This is a genomic window from Aeromonas sp. FDAARGOS 1415 (assembly GCF_019048365.1).
Lineage (GTDB): Bacteria > Pseudomonadota > Gammaproteobacteria > Enterobacterales > Aeromonadaceae > Aeromonas > Aeromonas taiwanensis.
The window spans coordinates 2,893,313-2,915,578 of the sequence record NZ_CP077363.1; the positions used below are offsets into that span (position 1 = coordinate 2,893,313).

At 65.1% G+C, this 22,266-nt stretch carries 24 protein-coding genes; 9 read left to right on the plus strand and 15 right to left on the minus strand.

The features are described from left to right. Positions 1 to 89: 89 nt before the first annotated feature. Together I6L45_RS13780 and I6L45_RS13785 are read right to left on the minus strand one after the other, a co-directional pair. A complete protein-coding gene (locus I6L45_RS13780) occupies positions 90 to 1,328 on the minus strand; it encodes a cyanate transporter (RefSeq protein ID WP_216982344.1) in 1,239 nt (412 codons plus the stop codon). Then, positions 1,321 to 1,824 carry a nucleoside deaminase gene (locus I6L45_RS13785; RefSeq protein ID WP_216982345.1) on the minus strand — a complete coding sequence of 168 codons (504 nt, stop codon included), beginning with the start codon at positions 1,822 to 1,824 and terminating at the stop codon, positions 1,321 to 1,323. Before I6L45_RS13785 ends, I6L45_RS13780 begins: the two co-directional genes overlap by 8 nt. A gap of 120 nt (positions 1,825 to 1,944) precedes the next feature. Between I6L45_RS13785 and I6L45_RS13790 the strand changes: the two genes are divergently transcribed. Next, entirely contained in the window at positions 1,945 to 2,805 is an 861-nt protein-coding gene (locus I6L45_RS13790; protein ID WP_134695962.1) for a LysR family transcriptional regulator, read from the plus strand. A gap of 27 nt (positions 2,806 to 2,832) precedes the next feature. On the opposite strand, the gene I6L45_RS13795 is transcribed toward I6L45_RS13790, so the two are convergent. The 5 genes from I6L45_RS13795 to I6L45_RS13815 all read right to left on the minus strand — a co-directional run bounded on the left by I6L45_RS13795 (position 2,833) and on the right by I6L45_RS13815 (position 5,198). Beyond that, complete coding sequence (locus I6L45_RS13795; RefSeq protein WP_216982346.1) at positions 2,833 to 3,300, minus strand: GyrI-like domain-containing protein; 468 nt, start codon at positions 3,298 to 3,300, stop codon at positions 2,833 to 2,835. Positions 3,301 to 3,324: 24 nt separating this feature from the next. Next, entirely contained in the window at positions 3,325 to 3,480 is a 156-nt protein-coding gene (gene rsmS / locus I6L45_RS13800; RefSeq protein WP_216982347.1) for a pleiotropic regulatory protein RsmS, read from the minus strand. 68 nt (positions 3,481 to 3,548) lie between these two features. After that, complete coding sequence (locus I6L45_RS13805; RefSeq protein WP_043761657.1) at positions 3,549 to 4,019, minus strand: acyl-CoA thioesterase; 471 nt, start codon at positions 4,017 to 4,019, stop codon at positions 3,549 to 3,551. A gap of 28 nt (positions 4,020 to 4,047) precedes the next feature. Then, positions 4,048 to 4,347 carry a hypothetical protein gene (locus I6L45_RS13810; protein ID WP_134695964.1) on the minus strand — a complete coding sequence of 100 codons (300 nt, stop codon included), beginning with the start codon at positions 4,345 to 4,347 and terminating at the stop codon, positions 4,048 to 4,050. Then, entirely contained in the window at positions 4,344 to 5,198 is an 855-nt protein-coding gene (locus I6L45_RS13815) for a DMT family transporter (RefSeq protein WP_216982348.1), read from the minus strand. The genes I6L45_RS13810 and I6L45_RS13815 overlap by 4 nt, the downstream gene beginning before the upstream one ends. Positions 5,199 to 5,260: 62 nt before the next feature. On the opposite strand from I6L45_RS13815, the gene I6L45_RS13820 reads away from it, so the two are divergent. After that, positions 5,261 to 5,908, plus strand: coding sequence for a tellurite resistance TerB family protein (locus I6L45_RS13820; RefSeq protein WP_216982349.1), 648 nt, complete (start codon positions 5,261 to 5,263; stop codon positions 5,906 to 5,908). 45 nt (positions 5,909 to 5,953) lie between these two features. Here the strand turns inward: I6L45_RS13820 and I6L45_RS13825 are convergent, their stop codons facing one another. Next, on the minus strand, positions 5,954 to 7,381 hold the full coding sequence (locus tag I6L45_RS13825; RefSeq protein WP_216982350.1) for a PLP-dependent aminotransferase family protein: 1,428 nt from the start codon (positions 7,379 to 7,381) through the stop codon (positions 5,954 to 5,956). A 120-nt stretch (positions 7,382 to 7,501) separates the two neighbouring features. On the opposite strand from I6L45_RS13825, the gene I6L45_RS13830 reads away from it, so the two are divergent. The 3 genes from I6L45_RS13830 to I6L45_RS13840 are packed head-to-tail and all read left to right on the plus strand — an operon-like array spanning position 7,502 to position 10,336. Next, positions 7,502 to 9,073: a cytochrome ubiquinol oxidase subunit I gene (locus I6L45_RS13830; protein WP_216982351.1), complete on the plus strand. Its 1,572-nt coding sequence runs from the start codon at positions 7,502 to 7,504 to the stop codon at positions 9,071 to 9,073. Continuing rightward, positions 9,073 to 10,200 (plus strand): cytochrome d ubiquinol oxidase subunit II, encoded by a 1,128-nt coding sequence (cydB, locus tag I6L45_RS13835; RefSeq protein ID WP_216982352.1) that lies wholly within the window; start codon positions 9,073 to 9,075, stop codon positions 10,198 to 10,200. Before I6L45_RS13830 ends, cydB begins: the two co-directional genes overlap by 1 nt. Before the next feature lie 22 nt (positions 10,201 to 10,222). Continuing rightward, positions 10,223 to 10,336 carry a CydX/CbdX family cytochrome bd oxidase small subunit gene (locus tag I6L45_RS13840; protein WP_043761643.1) on the plus strand — a complete coding sequence of 38 codons (114 nt, stop codon included), beginning with the start codon at positions 10,223 to 10,225 and terminating at the stop codon, positions 10,334 to 10,336. A gap of 64 nt (positions 10,337 to 10,400) precedes the next feature. Here the strand turns inward: I6L45_RS13840 and I6L45_RS13845 are convergent, their stop codons facing one another. The 5 genes from I6L45_RS13845 to I6L45_RS13865 all read right to left on the minus strand — a co-directional run bounded on the left by I6L45_RS13845 (position 10,401) and on the right by I6L45_RS13865 (position 13,939). Beyond that, on the minus strand, positions 10,401 to 11,573 hold the full coding sequence (locus I6L45_RS13845) for an MFS transporter (RefSeq protein ID WP_216982353.1): 1,173 nt from the start codon (positions 11,571 to 11,573) through the stop codon (positions 10,401 to 10,403). Between the two features lie 217 nt (positions 11,574 to 11,790). Then, entirely contained in the window at positions 11,791 to 12,594 is an 804-nt protein-coding gene (dkgB, locus tag I6L45_RS13850; protein WP_216982354.1) for a 2,5-didehydrogluconate reductase DkgB, read from the minus strand. 81 nt (positions 12,595 to 12,675) lie between these two features. Beyond that, positions 12,676 to 12,966 carry a putative quinol monooxygenase gene (locus tag I6L45_RS13855; protein WP_134695972.1) on the minus strand — a complete coding sequence of 97 codons (291 nt, stop codon included), beginning with the start codon at positions 12,964 to 12,966 and terminating at the stop codon, positions 12,676 to 12,678. Between the two features lie 183 nt (positions 12,967 to 13,149). Next, a complete protein-coding gene (locus I6L45_RS13860) occupies positions 13,150 to 13,512 on the minus strand; it encodes a VOC family protein (RefSeq protein WP_216982355.1) in 363 nt (120 codons plus the stop codon). Positions 13,513 to 13,552: 40 nt separating this feature from the next. After that, positions 13,553 to 13,939: a DUF6404 family protein gene (locus tag I6L45_RS13865; RefSeq protein ID WP_216982356.1), complete on the minus strand. Its 387-nt coding sequence runs from the start codon at positions 13,937 to 13,939 to the stop codon at positions 13,553 to 13,555. Between the two features lie 169 nt (positions 13,940 to 14,108). On the opposite strand from I6L45_RS13865, the gene I6L45_RS13870 reads away from it, so the two are divergent. Then, entirely contained in the window at positions 14,109 to 15,011 is a 903-nt protein-coding gene (locus tag I6L45_RS13870; protein ID WP_216982357.1) for a LysR family transcriptional regulator, read from the plus strand. Positions 15,012 to 15,189: 178 nt separating this feature from the next. Here the strand turns inward: I6L45_RS13870 and glpK are convergent, their stop codons facing one another. Both glpK and I6L45_RS13880 read right to left on the minus strand, forming a co-directional pair. Beyond that, positions 15,190 to 16,692 carry a glycerol kinase GlpK gene (gene glpK / locus I6L45_RS13875; protein ID WP_043761721.1) on the minus strand — a complete coding sequence of 501 codons (1,503 nt, stop codon included), beginning with the start codon at positions 16,690 to 16,692 and terminating at the stop codon, positions 15,190 to 15,192. Between the two features lie 43 nt (positions 16,693 to 16,735). Further along, the gene (locus I6L45_RS13880) at positions 16,736 to 17,584 is read right to left on the minus strand and encodes an MIP/aquaporin family protein (protein WP_216982358.1); all 849 of its coding nucleotides are present in this window, start codon (positions 17,582 to 17,584) and stop codon (positions 16,736 to 16,738) included. 486 nt (positions 17,585 to 18,070) lie between these two features. Here I6L45_RS13880 and glpT point away from each other — a divergent pair, with 486 nt between their 5' ends. From glpT to glpD, 3 genes are all read left to right on the plus strand, one after another. Continuing rightward, positions 18,071 to 19,426: a glycerol-3-phosphate transporter gene (glpT, locus tag I6L45_RS13885; RefSeq protein WP_043761624.1), complete on the plus strand. Its 1,356-nt coding sequence runs from the start codon at positions 18,071 to 18,073 to the stop codon at positions 19,424 to 19,426. Between the two features lie 101 nt (positions 19,427 to 19,527). Then, positions 19,528 to 20,286, plus strand: a complete 759-nt coding sequence (locus tag I6L45_RS13890) for a DeoR/GlpR family transcriptional regulator (protein WP_042077039.1) — start codon at positions 19,528 to 19,530, stop codon at positions 20,284 to 20,286. Positions 20,287 to 20,724: 438 nt separating this feature from the next. After that, a complete protein-coding gene (gene glpD / locus I6L45_RS13895) occupies positions 20,725 to 22,212 on the plus strand; it encodes a glycerol-3-phosphate dehydrogenase (protein WP_216982359.1) in 1,488 nt (495 codons plus the stop codon). The last annotated feature ends 54 nt before the right edge of the window (positions 22,213 to 22,266 follow it).

A 22,266-nucleotide genomic window follows, 5' to 3' on the forward strand; every position in this document is an offset into this window, starting at 1 on the left:
CCCCGCATCAGCATTGAACACACCGGCCTCTGGCCGGTGTGTTGCTTTTGGGCTTTGTCTCCCGCGAGGGCTTGCGGCCTCGCTGGGGGTCAGGCAACCCCCTGGCTGCGGGCCAGTGGTGCCGTACTCTCTGCCTCGCTCTGGGGCAGGCCCATCGCCCCGGGGTAGCGGCGAGGGTCGAGGCGCATCACCAGCAGGCCCATCACCAGCAGGCCCCCCAGCTGCCACTGCCAGGCGGCGGCGAAGTCACCGCTTACGTGGTGCAGGCGCGCCGCGACCCAGGGGCCGGTGGCCGCCACCATGAAGCCCACCCCCTGCATCAGGGCGCAGAGGGCGCCTGCCCGGCGCGGGTCGGGCAGGTGATCCAGGGCCATCACCATGATGAGGGAGAAGCTGCCCCCAAGCCCTGCACCGCACAGCAGGCACCAGAGGATGGGGGCGCTGGTCGGTGCTATCCAGAGACCGGCAAAGCCGCCCATCTGCATGGCGATGGCGAGCGCCATCCAGGGGCGGCGGTCGAGCCTGCGGGCCGCCAGCAGCGGCAGGCCGAGGCCACTCGCGGTCTGGGCCAGGGCCAGCCAGGCCACCAGCTCGCCCCCCTGCTGGGCACTCCAGCCCGCGGCCATGTAGGCCGGTGCCAGCCAGGCCACGACGATGCCATAGCCGCTGTTGATGATGCCAAAGCAGGCGATGAGCAGCCAGCTGCGGGGCAGGGTGATGAGGCGCTGCTCCCCCCCGCTGGCGGCAGGTCTGGCCGTGGCGGGCAGGCGCACCCGCCAGGCGAGCCAGGCGAGGGCCAGCAGCACCGGCAGGCTCCAGAGCGCCAGGGCCCGGGACCAGTCGAGGTGCACGGCGAGTCGTGGGGTGAGCACGGCCCCGAGCGCCCCGCCCCCCATCATGCAGGCGGAGAAGATCCCCATCACCAGGGGCACCCTCTGGGCGAAACACTGCTTGATCAGGCCGGGCAGCACCCCCTGCACCAGGGCCGAGCCCAGGCCGCACAGGGCGGCGCTGGCGATGAGCAGGGCGCCGCTCGTCAGATCGGCGCGCAGGGCGCTGCCGAGAGTCAGCAGCAGCAGGGCCGCCGCGAGCAGGGGGCGCGGGCCAGTGCGGCCAAGGAGTGCCGGGGTGAGCAGCACGCCGACCCCGATAAGCCAGAGCGGCAGCAGGGTGACCCAGGCCAGCGCATCCATGCCGAGGGCCAGACGGGCGTCTATCTGGGGCGCCAGGGGGCCGATGGCGGTGAGAAAGGGGCGCAGGTTGAGGGCGATCAGCACCACCAGCACCAGCAGGGCGCCGCTGCCAGGAGCGATGAGGCGCTTATTCATGGGGCTGGGGGCCGTAGAGGGCCTCGGCCGGGATGGGGCTCGCCAGCTTGATGAGGGGCAGGGGCGGTGGGGCCAGGGGCAGGCGCAGGGCGGCGTAGGCGGCTGTGCTGTCAAAGCCAAACGGGGCTGCATCCTCGTTATCGAAGGCGTAATAGACCGCCTGGATGCCGTTCATCACCAGAGCGCTCAGGCACATGGGGCAGGGGTGGCCGCTGGCATAGACGATGGCCCCCGCAAGCGGGCCCTGGCGGCTCCCTTCCCGTAGCGCTTCCAGCTCGGCGTGGCGGGTGGGGTCGCCGGCTTCCAGCATGCGGTTGACGGCGCTCGCCACCAGCTGGTTGTCCCGCACCAGCAGGGCGGCGAAGGGGCGGCCCCCCTGCTGGCGATGAGTCAGGGCCAGATGCAGGGCCTGTTCCAGCCACTCTTGATGGCTGGGGGCCGAGAGGGCGCTGAGGGAGTTGACGAGGCGGGCTCCGGATTGGGTCGAGAGTGGCATGGGGTCATCCTGGCAAAATGGGGGATGGCCGCAGCCTAGAGGGTCGCCATTCCATTTGGAAATTAAATGATAAAATGACTTTCAGTGATTTTATAAATGGAGTGACCCGTGGAGAGGCCCATGCTGGATCCCCAACTGCTGCAAAGCTTTGTCGCCATCGTCGAGACCGGCAGCTTCACCCGTGCCGGCGAGCGCGTCCATCTGACCCAGTCCACCCTCAGCCAGCAGATGCGCCGCCTGGAGGAGCAGCTCGGCTGCACCCTGCTCGATCGCTCCGGCCGCCGGGTGGTGACCACGGCCCAGGGGGAGACCCTGCTCGGGCTGGCGCGCCAGATCCTGGGCCTGCTGGCTCGGGCGAGTGAGCGGGTGAGGGAGGCGAGCCTGCCCCTGCGCCTCGGGGTGCCGGAGGACTTTGCCGCCGGCGCCATGACCCAGGTGCTGGCCGCCTTCGCCCGCCAGCATCCCGAGGTCAGGCTGGAGGTGCAAAGCGGTCTGAGCCACAGCCTGTGGCAGGCCTTCGAGGCCGGGGGGCTGGATCTGGCCCTGATCAAGCAGGGGCGCGGCCAGGGGGAGCCCCTCGCCCGCTGGCGCGAGCCGCTCGCCTGGGTCGACAGCCGCGACTGGCCCGCCGCCGGGCGCAGGCCGCTGCCCCTGGCTGTGTTTCCGAACGAGGGGCTATATCGGCGCCAGATCACCGACGCCCTGGACGGGGAGGGGATCCCCTGGCGCATCGCCTATGTGAGTGCCAGCCTCGCCAGTTTGCAGGGGGCTGTGAGTGCGGGCATCGGCGTCAGCCTGCTGCCCGCCCGCCTGGTACAACCGGATCAGGTGGTGCTGAAGGACTGGCCGACGGTGACGGCGGTGGAGCTGGCCCTGCATCAGGGGCCGGGGGCGAGCGAGCCGCTCGCTAGGCTGGGGGAGGCCCTGATCGCCCTGTGTGACGAGGTCATGGGAGAGGGGGGCGCCCTCAGGCCCCGTTGATGCCGGGCTGATGCTCGGGCTGGATCCTCAGGCCAGGCCCTGCCTGGGGACGATGGCGAGCCAGATCTCCACCTCGCCGCTGCCCGTGGCGGGGTCGAACCCGGCGCCGTAGCGCTCGAAGTCCGGCTTGTGGGCGGACTCCCAGCTGGACCGGGCCAGCCAGTCGAGGGCGGCCTGCCAGGTCCGGGGCAGGGTGGAGACATGACCCTGATGGAGGAAGACGGCGTAGTGCTGGGGCGTGATGCGCATCCGGCCGAGCCCGGTGGGCAGCACCTCCAGGGCGCTCACCTCCACCGCGCACATGTATTCGCAGGCCGTTGCACTGGCGCCGCAGATGACGCCGTAGGCGTGCTCCCCGAGCTGGCCGGGCAGGGGGCCGAAGGCATCGAACTCACGCCACTGGCCGCCGAAGTCGGCGCGCTGGAATGCGTGGTGACGGCGCAGACCGCCAAGCAGCATGGCGCTGCCGGTCTCGAAACGAATGGGGTCTGACATGGCGCCTCCTGGCAGGTGAAAGGATCAGTGCTCCCGGCCTTCCCTCAGCTTGCGCTCATAGTCCTGGCGGACGATGGCGAGCGCCGCGAGGGCGAGCTCGGGGGCGATTTTGTTGGTCTCCAGCAGCTCGATCAGATCGACGGCGAGCTGCACCTCGGCGGGGGCGGTTTCCAGTGACATCGTGTTCTCCCATGGGATGGCAAAGGCGCCATTATACCCTCGATGACCCGGGACACACGCCCCGCCCGTCACAGGTGCTGGCGCATCTCCTTGTCGAGCTCCTCGCGCAGGGCCATCAGCTTTTTGGCGTAGAGCTGCAACTGCCGATCGCTCTCGCTCACCGGCTGCCACTGGGGCACTGGGGTGGGCTTGCCGTGCTCGTCCATGGCCACGAAGATGATGATGCAGTGGGTGGTCTTGCGGCGCTCGGGGTCGGTGGGGTGGCGGCTGTAGACGTCCACCGCCAGGTGCATGCTGGTGGTGCCGGTGTGGATCACCTGGGCGTGTACCTCCACCAGCTGGCCTATCTGGATGGGCCGCAGGAAGCGGATGCCCCCCACGTAGACGGTGACGGCATAGCCGCTGCACCAGCCAGCGGCGCAAGCATAGCCGGCCTGATCGATCCACTTCATCACCATGCCGCCGTGCACCTTGCCGCCGAAATTCACGTCGGCGGGCTCGGCCAGAAACTGCAGGGTCAGCTCGCGGGGTGGGGTCATGTGTTCTCCTCTGGGGGTTGTCCAGGCATCACTGCCGGTAACTCTTGCGGTAGGCCTCGGCCTGCTGGCAGGGGGGCAGGTTCGAAAAGTCGGGGCGCTTGTTGCCCTCCCGCTGGCCAAAGCTGGCGAATTCCTGCTGGCAGCGGGTCGCCTTGCCCCCCTCCTTGATGCAGGCGTCGATGCGCTGCTGCCTGCCCTGCACGATCAGCTGCTGCTGGGCGTTGAGGCAGGCGCGATCCAGTCCGGCCTGGTGGGTTTCCCTGTCCTGTTCGGCGGCGAGCAGGCCGCCCGACAGGCCGCAGGCGAACAGCAGTATGACAATCTTCATGATGGTTTGTCTCCCGTTGGGGGGCGTCCTGCGATGACCAGGGCTATTCCCCCCAGGATGCCCAGCGATGACAGTGACAGCCGCCAGGACCAGGACTCATCCAGCAAGAGGAGGCCGGCCATGGCGGCGAGCAGTGGCACCAGCAGTTGTACGCTGGCGGCCAGGGTACGCCCCAGCTGGGGCAATACCCGATACCAGAGCGCATAGCCAAGGCCTGAAGCCAGCGCCCCCGAGGCCAGGGCGTAGCCGATGGCGGTCGGGCTGGCCTCGAGCCGGCCCAGCAGCAGGTAGATCAGGGCTGCGGGCAGGCTGGCCCGCAGGAAGTGACCTGCGTTGGCGGCGAGGGCGTCGGCAAAGCGCGGCGCGCGCAGGGTATAGCAGGCCCAGGCGATGCCGGCGGCGATCATCAGGACGGCCCCCAGGGGGTCGGGGGCCGTGATGCCGGGCAGCAGCAGCAGGATCAGCCCGGCGGCGGCGATGAGCAGGCCTGTCCACTGGAGGGGAGGCAGTCGCTCCCCGCGCAGCAGGGGCGGGGCCAGCATGCTGAGCTGGACGGCGGCGAACAGCAGGAGGGCCCCGGTGCCTGCGGTCAGGGTCAGGTAGGCAAAGGAGAATGCGGCGCCATAGGTGACGAGGGCCAGGGCGCCGCCCCAGTCCCCCTGGCGGGGCGGCTGGGGGCGGCGGGCCGAGCAGAGCAGGATCAGCCCCAGGGCGCCGCTGGTCAGGCGCAGCAGGGTGAACAGCGCCGGATCCATCTGCTCTTCAAACAGCGCCAGGCGGCAGAGCACCGAGTTGGCGGCGAAGGCCACCAGCGTCAGCAGGGTCAGGAAGAGCAGGCGTGGCAGTGGCATTTATTCACCTTGAGTTCAGTGGCCGCGCACCAGCATGAGGCAACATGCAATGAGGAGGGCCTATGAAACAAATACTTGATCAACTGCTGAGTAGCGGCAAGGGCTGGCTCAACGACGGTGGCGACACGCGCAAGGCCCAGATGAAGGGCATGGCCCAGGGCGGGCTGGCGGCCGGGGCCATGGCGCTGCTGCTTGGCAACAAGAAGATGCGCAAGTATGGCACCAAGGTAGCGGCGGTGGGCGGGGCGGCCGCCCTCGGCGGGCTCGCCTACAAACTCTATCAGGACTGGCAGGCCCAGCAGTCCACCCCGGCGCAGCCGACCCAGCCCCTCGGCACCCTGGAGGGCAACGCCCTGGATGCCCGCGCCAACCTGCTGGTGCGGGCCATGGTGGCGGCGGCCCGGGCCGACGGTCACATCGATGCCGCCGAGCGCCAGAAGATCCAGGACTACCTGACCGAACAGGGTCAGGGGGACGCGGCCCGCTGGATTGACGGCGAGCTGTCCCGCCCGCTGGATCCCCAGGCCCTGGCGCGGGAAGTGACCGATATGGAGCTGGCGACCGAGGTCTACCTCGCCTCCCTGCTCGCCATCGAGGTGGACCACTTCATGGAGCGCGGTTATCTGGACGAGCTGGCTCGGGCCCTCAAGCTCGATGACAACCTCAAAGGCAGCATAGAACGCCAGGTGGCCCAGCTGGGGCCGGGTTGATCCCGGGTTAATCCATGGAGTGTCGACTAGGCCCCGCTATGGGGCCTAGTCGTCTTTGGCGGGTGCGGTGTCCAGCTGCTGGTGGATAAGCTCGGCCAGCCGGGTGAGGGCGGCCTCCAACTCCGGGCTCCAGGGATGGGAGCTGTTGAGGCGCAGGCAGTGGTTGTGCCGGCCCTGGCTGGAGAAGAGGGCCCCGGGGGCCAGCGAAAAGCCGCTGGCGATCGCCTGGGCGTAGAGCGCCCGGCCGTCGAGGCGGGGATCGCCCTCGAGCCAGAGGAAGTAGCCACCGTCGGGGGAGGAGATACGCACCTCGGGCAGCAGGCGCAGCAGGGCCGCCCGCATCTGCTGCTGGCGCTGGGCCAGGGTGTGGCGCAGGCGGCGAAAGTGGGCATCCACCCCGCCCTGGCGCAGCATGTCGGCGAGCGCGAGCTGGCTCGGCACATTGGTGGAGAGGGTCGACATCAGCTGCAGCCGCTGCACCCGCTCGGCGTGGGGGCCGGCCACCACCCAGCCGACCCGAAATCCCGGCGCCAGGCACTTGGTCCAGGAGCCGCACAGCAGGCTCTCTCCCCGGGCATCCCAATACTTGATGGGCCTGGGCCGCTCGCGGCCGAAGTAGAGCTCGGCATAGACGTCGTCCTCCACCAGGGGGACCCGGTGGCGGTTGAGCAGCGCCATCAGTGCCTGCTTGTGGTCGTCCGGCATGGTGTGGCCCAGCGGGTGCTGGACATTGCCCATCAGCCAGCATGCCTTGACGGGGCGCTGGTCGAGGACCTCTTCCAGCAGCGCGAGATCGATGCCGACGCCGGGGATGACCGGCACCTCCACCACCTTGAGCTTGAGCCGCTCGATGGCCTGCAGGGCGCCGTAGAAGGTGGGGGACTCCACCACCACCCAGTCACCGGGCTCGGTCAGCACCTGCAGGCTGAGGGTGAGCGCCTCCATGGCCCCCGTGGTGATGATGATCTCCCCGGGACTGACCGCCAGCCCCTCGCCGGCGTAACGCTGGGCGATGGCTCGGCGCAGCGCCTCGTTGCCGGGGGGCAGGTCTGCCACCGTGCTGAAGGGGTCGAGCCGGCGCATGCAGCTGGCCAGCGCCCGGCCAAGCTGGGGGTGGGGGAAGAGGGCGGGGTCCGCCACCGCCATGCCAAGGGGCACCAGGGCGCGGGACTTGCTCGCCTGCAACACCTCGAACACCAGGTCATTGATGTCCACCGAGCCGCTGTAGCTGGCCTGCTGGGGAGCGCTGATGCGCTGAGGGGAGGCGGCGGCCTTGACGTAATAGCCGGACTGGGGCCGCGCCAGGATGAGGCCGCGGCTCTCCAGCAGCTGATAGGCCTGCAGCACCGTCATGGGGCTGAGGTTGTGGGTCTTGCAGCTCTGGCGGATGGAGGGGATGCGTTCCCCGGGTTGCCAGAGCCCGCGCGCTATCTGTTGTTGCAGCTGGTCTGCCAGTTGGCCGTAGCGGGACATGGTGCACCCAAACTGTTATAGGTGCTTTTCACTATAACTGCATCTGTTATAGGTGTCATGGCACGTGTTGTACTTGGCGGGCGAAAACCTGCCCGTTAAATGCAACATAGAGAGTCATGCATGATAAGCCTGGATGATGTGGTCAGCCTCTCCCGAATGCAGTTCGGGGCGACGGCGATGTTCCACTTTCTGTTTGTGCCCCTCACCCTGGGGCTGTCCTGGATCCTGGTGATCGCCGAGTCGGCCTACGTGATGACCGGCAAGGTGATCTACAAGGACATCACCCGTTTCTGGGGCAAGCTGTTTGGCATCAACTTCGTGATGGGGGTGACCACCGGCATCACCCTGGAGTTCCAGTTCGGGACCAACTGGGCCTATTACTCCCACTACGTCGGCGACATCTTCGGCACGCCGCTGGCGGTGGAGGGGCTGATGGCCTTCTTCCTCGAGTCCACCCTGGTGGGTCTGTTCTTCTTCGGCTGGGACAGGCTCTCCCGCGGTCAACACCTGCTGGTGACCATGCTGGTGGCGCTCGGCTCCAACCTCTCCGCCCTCTGGATCCTCATCGCCAACGGCTGGATGCAGAACCCGGTCGGTGCCGAGTTCAACCCCATGACGATGCGCATGGAGCTGGTGGACGTGGCCGCGGTCATCTTCAACCCGGTGGCCCAGGTCAAGTTCGTGCACACGGTGGCGGCGGGCTATGTGGCCGCCTCCCTGTTCGTGATGGGGGTGAGCAGCTGGTATCTGATGCGGCGCATGGAGGTGCGCTTCGCCCTGCGCTCCTTCGCCATCGCCTCGGGCTTTGGTCTGGCGGCCATCCTCTCTGTCATCGTGCTCGGGGACGAGTCGGGCTACCGCACCGGCGAGGTGCAGCAGGTGAAGCTGGCCGCCATCGAGTCGGAGTGGCACACCGAGCCGGCGCCCGCCTCCTTCACCCTGTTCGGCTTCCCGGATCAGGCCGCCGAGACCACCCATGCGGCGGTCAAGATCCCCTATCTGATGGGCCTCATCGCCACCCGCTCCCTGGATGAGCAGGTGACGGGCTTAAAAGATCTGAAAGCGCAGCACGAGAAACGCATCCGCAGCGGCATGCTGGCCCACGAGGCACTCGAAGCGATGCGGGCAGATGGCGGCAACCAGGACGCGCGGGCGACCTTCGAGCGTCATCGCCAGGATCTCGGCTATGGCCTGCTGCTCACCCCCTATGCCAAGGAGATTGGCAAGGCCGACGAGGCGGCCATCGCCCGGGCGGTGGATGACTCCATCCCTCAGGTGGCGCCGCTGTTCTGGAGCTTCAGGTTGATGGTGGGCATAGGGGTGGTGTTGCTGCTGCTCTTTACCGCCGCCTTCCTGCAACTGTGCCGGGGCCGGCTGGTGCAATCCCCGCGCCTGCTCAAGGCCCTGTTCTGGTCTATTCCGCTGCCCTGGATAGCCATCGAGGCGGGCTGGTTTGTGGCCGAGTTCGGTCGCCAGCCCTGGACCATCAGCGACGTGCTGCCGGTGTCGGCCTCGGTGTCGTTGCTGCAGCCGGGCCAGCTCTGGTTCAGCCTCCTCTCCATCTTCCTTATCTACACCAGCCTGCTGGTGGTGGAGCTGTTCTTGTTGCGTCATGTGATCCGCAAAGGGCCTGCCAGCCTGCAGACGGGTCGCTATCAAGGTGAAGTGTTGCAAAACGGGAGTCCTGCCTGATGGATTACGAAACCCTGAAATTGATCTGGTGGGGGCTGGTGCTCTTCATGCTCGTCGGCTTCGTGGTGATGGACGGCTTCGATCTCGGCGTGGCCATGCTGCTGCCGGTGGTGGCCAAGAACGACGAGGAGCGGCGGGTGTTGCTCAACAGCGTGGGGCCGGTGTGGGAGGGCAACCAGGTGTGGCTCATCGCCGGGGCCGGCGCCCTGTTCGCTGCCTGGCCGCTGGTCTATGCCGCCGCCTTCTCGGCGCTCTACGTCCCCTTCATGTTCCTGTTATTCGGTCTCTTCCTGCGCCCGGTGGGCTTTGACTATCGCAGCAAGCTGGCGGACCCGGTCTGGCGCCGCTGGTGGGACCGCGCCCTGGTGGTGGGCGGTCTGCTGCCGACCCTGGTGTTTGGCGCCACTCTGGGCTTCTTGCTGCAGGGGCTGCCGTTTCGCTTCGACTCGGCCCTTCGCATCCACTATGGCGCCTTCGATTTCAACTGGCCGCTGCTCTTCACCTGCATGGGGACGGCGCTGGCCCTGCTGATGCTGCACGGCTGCAGCTTCCTGCAGTGCAAGACTCAAGGGGTGATCGCCGAACGCTGCGCCCGCCAGAGCCGCTGGCTCGGCCCCCTGGCCAGCGCCCTGTTTGCCCTGGGCGGCTTCTGGCTTAGCCAGATGCGCGGTTACCAGATAGCCGAAATTGGGGCTCTCAACAGTGCCCTCACGCCCCTGATGAAGCAGGTGACGACGGCGCCGGATGGCTGGCTTGGCAACTTCGCAGCGCACCCCGGGCTCTGGGCCGTGCCATCTTCGGGCCTCTTGCTGCCGCTCTTGAGCGCCCTGGCAAGTGCCTCTGGCAGGCCGCGCCTGGCCATCCTCGCGAGCGGCGGAGCCTGCGCCGCCATGATGCTGACCGTGGCCATCGCGCTCTTCCCCTTCGTGCTGCCCTCGTCCCTGGATCCGTCGAGCAGCCTGACCCTGTGGGACGGCACCTCGAGCGAGCGCACCCTCTTCATCATGCTGGGGATCGTCGGGGTGCTGATGCCGGTCAACATCGGCTACACCCTCTGGGTCTACCGGGTGGTGCGCGGCAAGATGAGCACCGAGCAGGTGCGCCAGCACGGCCATAGCCTCTACTGACACGAACTTGGGAGTATTTGATATGTGGTATTTCACCTGGATGCTGGGGCTGGGCTTCGCCCTGCTCTGCGGCCTGGTCAACCTGCTCTGGCTGGAGGCGCGCTGGGCCGCCGATGAGGATCTCAAGGAGTCTTGAGCCCCCCGCCGCTGGATATGACAAAGGCCGACACCCAGTGTCGGCCTTTTTGTTGCGTTCTTTCCTAGATCGCAGGGGCTAGGCGGGTGGCCTGGCGTTCGCTCAGATGGGTCAGACCATAAGCCAAGAGCACGATAAGGGCGCCAATCCAGGGGGTGTGCATCAGGCCGAGGTGTTCCACCACCAGGCCGCCGACCACGGAGCCCAGGGCAATGCCGACGTTGAAGGCGGCGATGTTGAGGCCGGAGGCCACGTCTACCGCGTTTGGAGCATGGTGCTCTGCCTGTTTCACCACCAGCACCTGCAGACCGGGCACGTTGCCAAAGGCGAAGGCGCCCCACACCAGCACGGTGAGTACCGCCAGCACCGGATGGGGCGCGGTGAAGGTGAGCACCAGCAGCACCATGGCGAGGCCGGCAAACAGCAGCTTCAGCGCGGGCAATGGGCCCATCTTGTCGGCGAGCTTGCCGCCCCAGATATTACCGACGGCGACCGACACTCCGTACACCAGCAGAATGAGGCTCACCGCGTTGGCCCCGAAACCGCTCACCTGCTGCAGTATGGGGGCGAGGAAGGTAAAGGCCGTGAAGGCGCCGCCGTAACCGAGCGCCGTCTTGGCGTAGACCAGCAGCAGCGGCTTCTTGGTGAGCACCGAGAGCTGCTCGCGGAGGGTAGAGGCCGCGCCCTGGGGGAGGTTGCTCGGGATCAGCAGCAGGCTGCCCACCATGGCGACGACCCCGAGCAGGCTCACCACCAGGAAGGTGTCGCGCCAGCCGAACTCCTGGCCAATCCAGGTACCGAGCGGCACGCCGGTCACCAGGGCCACGGTGAGGCCGCTGAACATGATGGCGATGGCGCTGGCCGCCTTCTCTTTGGCCACGAGGCCGGTGGCGATGGTGCTGCCCACCGAGAAGAAGACCCCGTGGGCCAGCCCGGTGAGGATGCGGGCGACGATCAGGCTCTCGTAACCGGGGGCCTGCCAGGCGAGCAGGTTGCCGGCGGTGAAGAGGGCCATCAGCCCCACCAGCAGCCACTTGCGCGGCACCTTGCCGGTGAGTGCCGTGAGCACGGGGGCGCCGATGGCCACCCCCAGGGCATAGAGGCTGACCAGGAGGCCTGCCGAGGGGAGCGAGACATTGAGCTGCTCCGCGATGGTGGGAATGAGCCCCACGATCACGAATTCGGTGGTGCCGATCGCAAAGGCACTTAAGGTGAGGGCAAATAACGCCAGTGGCATAACAACTCCTTGGATGGTGACTCCCGACGGGAGAATGGCGCCAGTATGCCGAGACAGTTTGTTGGCAAAAATGACGGCGATATCAAATGACTTTTGGTAAATTTGCAGCAATCGCGACGGGGGGATAGGGCGAATGATGCATGGCGCCAAATAAAAAAGCGGGAGGCCCAGTGCCTCCCGCTTGTCGTTGTGTGTGGTGTTGCGTGATCGCCCAGGATCAGTCCCAAGCCGGTGCGAAGTCCGGGTTGGCGCAGCGCTCGCCTCTGTCCAGGGTGGCGATGGCCGTCATCTCCTCGGGGCTGAGTTGCACCTTCAGCGCCGCCAGGTTGGCGGCCAGGTTTTCCCGCTTGGTGGAGCTCGGGATCACCGTCATGCCCTGGGCCAGCAGCCAGGCGAGCGACACCTGGGCCGCAGAGACGCCGTGACGCTTGCCGATCTCCATCAGCAGCGGTTCGCTCAGCACCTTGCCATAGGCGAGCGGCATATAGGCGGTGATGGCGATGCCGTGATCTTTGCAGAACTCCACCACCTTGCGGTTTTGCAGCAGGGGGTGGATCTCCACCTGCTGGTGGGCGATGGCGCCCGGCCCCAGGATCTCGATGGCCTGTTCAAGCTGGGCCACGGTGAAGTTGGAAACTCCGATCTCCCGGGTCAGGCCCCGGGCCTTGGCCTCGGCCAGCTGCGCCAGATAGACCGCCATCGGCACCTCATTCTGGGGGGAGGGCCAGTGAATGAGCGCCAGGTCCAGATAGTCGGTGCCGAGTTTTTCGAGGCTCACCTCCAGGCTCGGGATCACCTTGCCCGGGCCGAACTCGCTGGTCCACACCTTGGTGGTCAGGTAGATATCCTGGCGGGGCACGCCGCTTTCGCTCATGAGCTGGCCCACTTCAGCCTCGTTGTCATAGATCTGGGCGGTGTCGATATGGCGATAGCCAAGTTCAAGGCCCTGGAGCAGGGAGTCGCGCAGGGGCTGATCTTTCAGGCGGAAGGTTCCAAGACCCAGGTTGGGCATCTTCATCATTCAATTCCTCAGGTTATTGTTTTTACGCTCAATCTTGTGCCGACCCGCCCCTAGGCGGACAGGGGGTGGGCCGCAGGGATATCAGACGCGCCGGTAGCGGCTCACGACCCGGTTGGCAAACCAGGGGGAGGCGAGGCTGGCGAAGGCGATAAAGTGGGGCTGCTGCTGGTGGGCGTCGAGGGCGGCCTCGCTCTCCCACTCCTCGTGCAGCATCCAGCCATGGGGGCTCTCCAGGCTTTGGTGCAGCTGGTAGCGAAGGCACCCCGGCTCTTGCAGGGTAGCGGCAATCAAGGGGTTCAAGGCGGCGCGAAACCGGTCGGCAAATTCGGGTTTGGCGTCAAGCCGGGCAATCACTGTGATGGGGGATGGCATCTGGACCTCCTTGCAATGTCGAAGGCCAGTATGCCCGCCCTAGACTGGGGGATACAGGGCAGCAGTAGCAAAACACTATTGGGATAAGCGCAGCAATCAGGGGGGCGACGCCAGCCAATGCAGGAAGGTGGCACGCTAAGTGAAGGTGACTTTAAGCCGGGGGCAGCCGGGCTGCCTTCGTCATCAGGCCTGGGCCGGCTCCGACCAGACGGCAAACTCGTTGCCGCTGGGCTCGATAAAGTGGAAACGGCGGCCACCGGGGAAGTCGAACAGGGGGCGCACTATGGTGCCGCCATGCTGGCTCACCTTGGCCAGGGTCGCCTCGATATCGGCGCTGTAAAACACCAGGAGAGCGCCGCCTTGCGCGCTCTGGTTGCACAGATCGGCGCGATAGAAGCCGCCATCCAGCCCTTCTCCCTCGAAGGCGCAATAATCGGGGCCGTAGTCGGCGAATTGCCAGCCAAAGGCGGCGGTGAAGAAGGCCTGGGTGGCGGCGAGATCCCTGGCCGCAAACTCCACATAGTTCAGTTTTTCATGGGCTTTCATAAGGTACAGCTCCCTGCTGATGAGTGAGGCCGGGTGTCATCTATCTGGGCTGCCAGCGTTTTTGCGTGCGGATCGTGGAGTGGGGCAAGGCGTCCCAGGGGGTCAGCTTGAGCTGCTTGCGCCGAAACCAGAGCCAGGTCGCCATCAGCAGGCCCACCCCGATGCCAAACAGCAGGCTCTGGCGCAGGGCATACCCCAGGCTCACCTCATGCTGCCAACCGAAGAACCACATCAACACCCCCCAGATAGCGCCGATGGGCAGACCCAGAGCAGGGATGTTGACCAGAAAGCGCTCGTAGTGGGGCGGCCTGACGGTGAGTCCCGCCTTGCGCAGCAGCCAGATGATCGGCGGGTTGTAGTTGAGTTCCTGCACGCCCTTCTCTGCCAGCTCACGATGGGCGGCGGCCAGCCTGTATTCGAATGTCATATGATCGTCCCTGTCATGGTGCGGCGCCATACGGTGCCATCAGGCAGCATTGTACAGACATGGGAGAAGATAAAACAGGCGGAGTGTCACGATACGAAGTGACGCCTGCCTTGCCAACTCCCGGCCATTGCACCTATAAAGGCCCATCACTCTTGCCAGGATGACAGCAATGAAGACCCATTCCGATGAACTGACCCTGTTCGTGGCCGTGGTGGAGGCGGGCAGCTTTCGCCAGGCGGCGGAGAACCTCGGCATGGACAACTCGGTGGTGAGCCGGGGCATCAAGCGCCTCGAAGAGAAGCTCGCCACCGTGCTGCTCAATCGCACCACCCGCCGGGTCAGCCTGACGGAGGAGGGGAGCTGGTTCTATCAGCGGGCGGTGAAGATCCTGACCGAGATGAGCGAGGCGGAGGGGCTGCTGCTGATGCGTCGGGAGCAGCCGGAGGGCGTGCTGCGGGTCGATGCCGCCACCCCCTTCATCCTGCACCGGCTGGTGCCCATCATCGGGGAGTTTCGCCGCCGTTATCCGGGGATCGAGCTGCAACTGCACAGCTCCGAGGGCTTTATCAACCTGATGGAGCGGCGGGTGGACATGGCCATTCGCATCGGCGAGCTGACCGACTCCTCCCTGCGCGCCCTGCCGCTCGGGCGATCCAAGCTGCGGCTGCTGGCATCCCCGGCCTATCTGGAGGCGCGCGGCACCCCGCGCCAGCCGGCGGATCTGCTGACGGGCCACGAGCTGCTCGGTTTTTTGCACCCCGATCACCTGAACCACTGGCCGCTGCTGAGTACGGAGCAGGGGGACAGGTTCGCCATCACCCCGACCCTGCGGGCCAGCAGCGGCGAGACATTGCGTCAGCTGGCGCTGGCGGGGCAGGGGATCGTCTGCCTGTCGGACTTCATGACGGGGGAGGACAAGGCGAGCGGGGCGCTGGTGGAGGTGCTGGCCCGCAGCAACAGCGGTGCCTCGCGCCCCATCAATGCGGTCTTCTATTCCGATGCCCAGCGGGACATCCGGTTGCGGGTCTGGCTGGATTTTCTCAAAGAGCAGCTCGGCGCTGAGGCGTTATAGAGGGCATGCCGACAGTTCCAACCCCCTTCCGGCCTCCCCCTCCACGAGGGGGAGGGGTCAATTTCTCCCACCCCTTGGCAAGGGGAGGGAACCGAGGGGGCTTGCGAGCGCCAATAAAAAGAGGCCGACATCGCTGTCGGCCTCTTCTGTTTTCATTTCAAGGATATCGGTGACCCGATCACTCCTCTTCTGCCCAGCGGCGTGAACGCTCGACCGCCTTCTTCCAGCCGTTGTAGCGCTTGGCGCGATCGTCGCGGTCCATCTGCGGGATGAATTCGCGGTCCACGCTGAACTTGTCTTCCAGCTCTTCCGAGCTCTTCCAGAAGCCGACGGCGAGGCCGGCCAGGAAGGCGGCGCCCATGGCGGTGGTCTCGATCCGGGTCGGACGCACCACAGGGGTGTGCATCATGTCGGCCTGGAACTGCATCAGGAAGTCGTTGGCGACCGCGCCGCCATCCACCTTCAGGGCCGCCAGCTTGATGCCGGAGTCCTGCTGCATCGCATCCAGCACGTCGCGGCTCTGGTAGGCGATGGATTCGAGCGCCGCACGGATGATGTGGTTGCGGTTGGCGCCCCGGGTCAGGCCGACCATGGTGCCGCGAGCGTACGGATCCCAGTAGGGGGCGCCCAGGCCCACGAAGGCCGGCACCAGATAGACGCCGTTGGTGTCGCCCACCTTGGAGGCGAAGTAGTCGGTGTCGCGAGCATCGTGGATGATCTTGAGCTCGTCACGCAGCCACTGGATGGTGGCGCCGCCCATAAACACGGCCCCTTCCAGCGCGTAGTTCACTTCCCCTTTCGGGCCGATGGCGACCGTGGTCAGCAGGCCGTTGCTGGAGCGGACCGGCTCGGTGCCGGTGTTCATCAGCATGAAGCAGCCGGTGCCGTAGGTGTTCTTGGCCATGCCTTTCTCGAAGCAGAGCTGGCCGAACAGGGCGGACTGCTGGTCACCGGCGATGCCGGCGATGGGGATGCGGGAGCCGCCGCCACGGGTAGTGTAGCCATAGACCTCGGAGGAGGGTTTGACTTGTGGCAGCATGGACATGGGGATGCCCAGCTCGTCCAGCATGCGCTCGTCCCACTTCAGATCGCGGATGTTGTAGAGCATGGTGCGCGACGCGTTGGTCGGGTCGGTGACGTGCACCTCGCCGTTGGTCATCTTCCACACCAGCCAGGTGTCGATGGTGCCAAACAGCAGCTCGCCGTTCATCGCCTTCTCGCGGGCCCCTTCCACGTTGTCCAGGATCCACTTCACCTTGGTGCCGGAGAAGTAGGCATCCAGCACCAGACCGGTGTTTTCACGCACGTACTCTTCCAGGCCGCGGGCCTTGAGCTCCTCGCAGATGGCCGCGGTGCGGCGGCACTGCCAGACGATGGCGTTGTAGATGGGCTTGCCGGTGGCTTTTTCCCACACCACTGTGGTTTCACGCTGGTTGGTGATGCCGATGGCGGCGATCTGCTCGCTGTGCAGGCCGCTTTTGGCCAGCACTTCGGTGAAGACGGAGGACTGGGTCGCCCAGATCTCCATGGGGTCGTGCTCCACCCAACCCGCTTTCGGGTAGTGCTGGGTGAATTCGCGCTGGGAGGTCGCGACTATGTTGGCATCCTGATCGAAGACGATGGCACGGGAGGAGGTGGTGCCTTGATCCAGCGCGACGACATATTTTTTATCAGCAGACATGATGTTCTCCACGTTCTTGTTTTCCACGTTGGGGGGACCGCTTTCAGGCGGCGGCCTCTTCTTTGTTAGACAGCTTGGTGGCGTCGATGGCGGCGACGCGGTTGCCCGGGACGCAGGGAGCCAGCACTTTCACGTACAGGGCGGTACCGATCTGGGCGCCGACGATGGGGCCGAGGATGGGGACCCAGAAGTAGGGGTTGTCGCGACCACCGGTCAGGGCAACATCACCCCAGCCTGCGACGAAGGCAAACAGTTTGGGACCGAAATCCCGGGCCGGGTTCATGGCAAAGCCGGTCAAGGGGCCGAGGGAGGCACCGATCACCGCGATCAGGATACCGATCAGCAGGGCAGCGGCGAAGCCTTTGGGGGCGCCGTTGTTGTTGTCACCCAGGGCCATGATGCCAAGCATCAGCACGGCGGTGATCACCATCTCGACCGCGAAGGCCTGCATGTTGGAGAGCAGGGCATTGGGGTAGGTGGAGAAGATGCCGGCGGTGCCGAGGCTCTCGATGCTGCCGCGTACCACGTTGTGGGTCAGTTCCCACTGGGTGAACAGGTTGCTGTAGAGGGCGTAGACCAGGGCGGCGGAGGCGAAGGCACCGGCGATCTGGGCGATGATGAAGGGCACCACCTTGCGCTTGTCGAAGCCGCAGAAGGTCATCAGGGCCAAGGTCACGGCAGGGTTGAGGTGGGCACCGGAGATGCCACCGGTCACATAGATGGCGATGGCGACGCCCAGGCCCCAGGTAATGGAAATTTCCCATTGCCCGAAGTTGGCGCCAGCCAGCACCAGGGCGGCCACGCAGCCGACGCCGAAGAAGATCAGCAGGCCGGTGCCGATGAACTCGGCGAGGCACTCGCCAAGCAGGGTATTGGGTCTTTGTATGCTCATAGTTGTTATTCCTTATATCCACCCACAGTAGGTTTGATGTTCCGTTTCGTTATCTTGCAGTCCCATTTATTGCGTCCGAAAACGTTTCTTCTTGTTGTTTGAGCCTGCGCAAACGTTATGCTCGTTTGCGCTCGTTCTTGGACGAGAGAGAAAATAAACCTTCTGTGCCAATTCACCAGATCCCCGCCACCGGAAATGTGGGCAAGATCCCATTCATTGCTAAGAAAATGTGACGAAAAGCAACTGACATCGCACCAAATACTACTTAGGGAGTAGTCAAATCCCTTGTTCGACGCGGGCTGGCACGCAATGAGCGATCACTCATTTAGTGATTTATTTTGTAATAAAACTGCAATAATTCCGTTCCCATCACAGATTAAATGCTCACATATGAGCACAATTGGCTCGCTTGCGAATGGGGACTCATCTGATCGCAGCGTGACCGGGGCACCCTCTACGCCCATAACAACAACAAGGAAGCAGAACATGCTTAGTCTCTTCAAGCCTGCACCCCACATAGACAGGCTACCGGCAGACAAGATAGATCCCTTCTACAAGCGCCTGCGCTGGCAGGTGTTCTTCGGGATCTTCTTCGGCTATGCCGGTTACTATCTGGTACGGAAAAACTTCAGTCTGGCCATGCCCTATCTCATCGAGCAGGGCTTCTCCCGTGGAGATCTGGGTCTGGCCCTCTCCGGGGTCTCCATCGCCTACGGTCTCTCCAAGTTCCTGATGGGGAACGTGTCGGACAGATCCAACGCGCGCTACTTCCTCTCCGCCGGCCTGCTGCTCTCGGCCGGCATCATGTTCATGATGGGCACCATGCACTGGGCCACCTCCAGCATCGCCATCATGTTCGTGCTTCTGTTCCTGAACGGCTGGGTACAGGGCATGGGCTGGCCCCCCTGTGGTCGCACCATGGTGCACTGGTGGTCACAGAAGGAGCGGGGCGAAATCGTCTCGGTCTGGAACGTGGCCCACAACGTGGGTGGCGGCATGATAGGCCCGCTGTTCATCCTCGGCATGGGCTGGTTCAACGACTGGCGCAGCGCCTTCTATGTGCCGGCCGCCGCCGCTGCCGCCATCGCGGTGATCGCCTTCTTCGTGATGCGCGACACTCCGCAATCCGTCGGTCTGCCCCCCATCGAGGAGTACAAGAACGACTACCCGAAGGACTATGACGCCAGCCACGAGCAGGAGTTCTCCGCCAAGGAGATCTTCATGAAGTACGTGCTGCACAACAAGCTGCTCTGGTATATCGCCATCGCCAACGCCTTCGTCTACCTCATCCGTTACGGCGTGCTGGACTGGGCACCGACCTACCTGAAAGAGGCCAAGGACTTCAGCGTGGATCACTCCTCCTGGGCCTACTTCCTCTATGAGTGGGCGGGCATCCCGGGCACCCTGCTGTGCGGCTGGATCTCGGACAAGATGTTCAAGGGCCGCCGCGCCCCGGCCGGCATCCTGTTCATGGTGCTGGTGACCCTGGCCGTGCTGGTCTACTGGTTCAACCCGGCGGGCAACCCGACCATCGACATGATGGCCCTGGTCGCCATCGGCTTCCTCATCTATGGTCCCGTCATGCTGATCGGCCTCTATGCCCTGGAGCTGGCGCCGAAGAAGGCGGCCGGTACTGCGGCAGGCTTCACCGGGCTGTTCGGTTACCTGGGGGGCGCCGTTGCCGCCAACGCCATGCTGGGCTACACCGTCGACCACTTCGGCTGGGACGGCGGCTTCATGGTCTTGACCGTCTCCTGCGTGCTCTCCATCGTGCTGCTGGCCATGACCCTCAAGCACGAGAACCTCTCGATCGCGCACAAGGCCGCTGCCGATAAGGCATAAAACGTGATCCTGCCCTTATCGATTGGAAAAGGGATCAGGTAAACTGCCAAGGGCCCCGCACCTGCCGGGGCCTTTTTTCGTCTCATCTGCGGAGTGCAAGCGTGAAGCAAACCCAACGACACCTGGAGATCCTGGACGTGCTGACCCGACAGGGTTTTGTCTCGACCGACGATCTGGTGACCCATTTTGACGTCAGCCCCCAGACCATTCGTCGTGATCTGAACGATCTCGCCGAGCAGAACAAGATCCGGCGTCATCACGGCGGGGCCTCCCTCCATTCGAGTACCGTCAACACCGCCTACAGCGCCCGCAAGGTGATGCAGCTCAAGGAGAAGGAGCGCATCGCCCGGGAAGTGGCCGCCAACATCCCGGACGGCTCGTCCCTCTTCATCGACATCGGCACCACCACGGAGGCCATCGCCCGTGCCCTGCTGGATCACCGCGAGCTGCGCATCGTGACCAACAACCTCAACGTCGCCAGCATCCTGACCGCCAAGGATGATTTCACCGTCATCATCGCCGGCGGCGAGATCCGCAACCGGGATGGCGGCATCGTCGGGGAGGCGACCCGCGACTTCATCGGCCAGTTTCGTATGGACTATGGCGTCATCGGCATCTCGGGCATCGACAGCGACGGCTCCCTGCTCGATTTCGACTACCACGAGGTGAAGATCGCCCAGGCCATCATCGCCCACTCCCGCCAGGTATTCCTGGCCGCCGACCACACCAAGTTCGGCCGCAACGCCATGGTCAACCTCGGCAACCTCAGTCAGATCCACGCCCTGTTCACCGATCAGGAGCCGCCGGAGAAGCTGATGCGGCTGATGTCCCAGCACCAGATCGCCTGCCATATCTGCTGATATTTCCACTGCTCTAGCATCAGGCCGCCCTGTGGCGGCCGCTTTTTCCTCCCCATTGCACGTCTCGCCGCCGTTTCACGGCTGACTGATGGCCGCTCGCGGCGCTGAACGCCCGATCCCCCCCGCGCACCGGCTCCCGCTACCAAGCCCGACTGACGGACTGCCGCTCATCGAGTTGCGGCTGCCACCCGCAGCGTTGAACGCTCCACTTTCCCCACGACTTTCCCTACGCACCGAGTCGCACGCCATACCCCGGCTTCCCGTGGGCGCGGTGCGACACGGGATCTCGTCACCGACTGGCAGCATTTTTAGCATTGCCAAAACAATCGCGATCACATTTCTCTCATGAAATGTTCGTTTAATGTTTTTTCATGCTCTAATATGAGCGAAATCAAACATTGCTGTCATGGCAAACACAAAATAAGAAAGTAGGTGAACATGAGCGAACATTATGATCTGGTCGTCGTCGGCGGCGGCATCAACGGGGTCGGCATTGCGGCAGATGCGGCGGGGCGGGGGCTGAAGGTGGCGCTGTTCGAGGCGAGCGATCTCGCCTCTGCCACCTCGTCCAACTCCAGCAAGCTGATCCACGGCGGCCTGCGCTATCTCGAACATTACGAATTCCGGCTGGTGAAAGAGGCGCTGGCGGAGCGGGAGGTGCTGCTCGGCATGGCGCCTCACATCGCCCGTCCCATGCGATTTCGCCTGCCTCATCGCCCGCACCTGCGCCCGGCCTGGATGATCCGCGCCGGCCTCTTCCTCTATGACAACCTGGCCAAGCGCGACAAGCTCAAGGGGAGCTGCGGCGTGCGCTTCCTGCCGCAAGACGGCCTCAAGAACGGCATCAGCAAGGGGTTCGAATACTCGGACGCCTGGGTCGACGACGCCCGCCTGGTGGTGCTCAACGCCATGCTGGCCCGGGACAAGGGCGCCGAGGTACAGACCCGCACCCGCTGTGTGAAGGCGGTGCGCGGCTCCAAACACTGGACCCTGACGCTCGAGCGGGAAGGGGGGGAGCAGTTCACCGTCAGCTGCCGCGGTCTGGTCAATGCGGCCGGCCCCTGGGTCAAGACCTTCTATGACGAGAGCCTGCACGAGACATCCCCGCGCGGTATTCGCCTCATCAAGGGGAGCCACATGATAGTGCCGCGCATCCACGAGCGCGAAGAGGCCTACATCCTGCAAAACGAGGACAACCGCATCGTCTTCGTTATCCCCTATCAGCAGGACTACTCCCTCATCGGCACCACGGACGTGGAGCACAAGGGCAGCCCGCGGGAGGCCAAGATCAGCGACGCCGAGATCGACTACCTGTGCAAGGTGGTCAACGCCCACTTCACCCGCCAGATCGCCCCCAAGGACGTGATCTGGACCTATGCCGGCGTGCGTCCCCTGTGCGATGACGAGTCCGATTCACCGCAGGCGGTGACCCGGGACTACACGCTGGAGCTCAGTGGCGAGTCCGACGGCGCGCCGCTGCTGTCGGTCTTTGGCGGCAAGCTCACCACCTACCGCAAGCTGGCCCAGGCCGCCTGCCACAAGCTCAAACCCTGGTTCAGCCAGATGGGGGAGGACTGGACCGCTAGCTGCCGGCTGCCTGGGGGCGAGTTTGACTGCTCCACCACCGAGCTGGCCCGGGCCTACATGCTCGAATTCGAGTGGCTGGATGAGCGCAGCGCCCGCCGCATCGCCGAAGCCTACGGCAGCCATGCCCGGCTCTGGCTGAAGGAGGAGCGTGGCCAGCACTTCGGTGCCGGTCTGTACGAATCTGAAGTGCGCTACCTCATCGCGCGGGAGTGGGCCCACTCCCTGGAAGACATCCTGTGGCGGCGCAGCAAACTGGGGCTGCGCCTCTCCGAGGCCGAGCAACAGCAGCTCGCCGCCTGGCTGGCCGAGCACCACAACGCCCTGCCCAAGGCCAGCTGATGAATGACGGCGGGCGGCCTTTGTCGCTCGCCGTAAAACTGCAATAAACCTCTG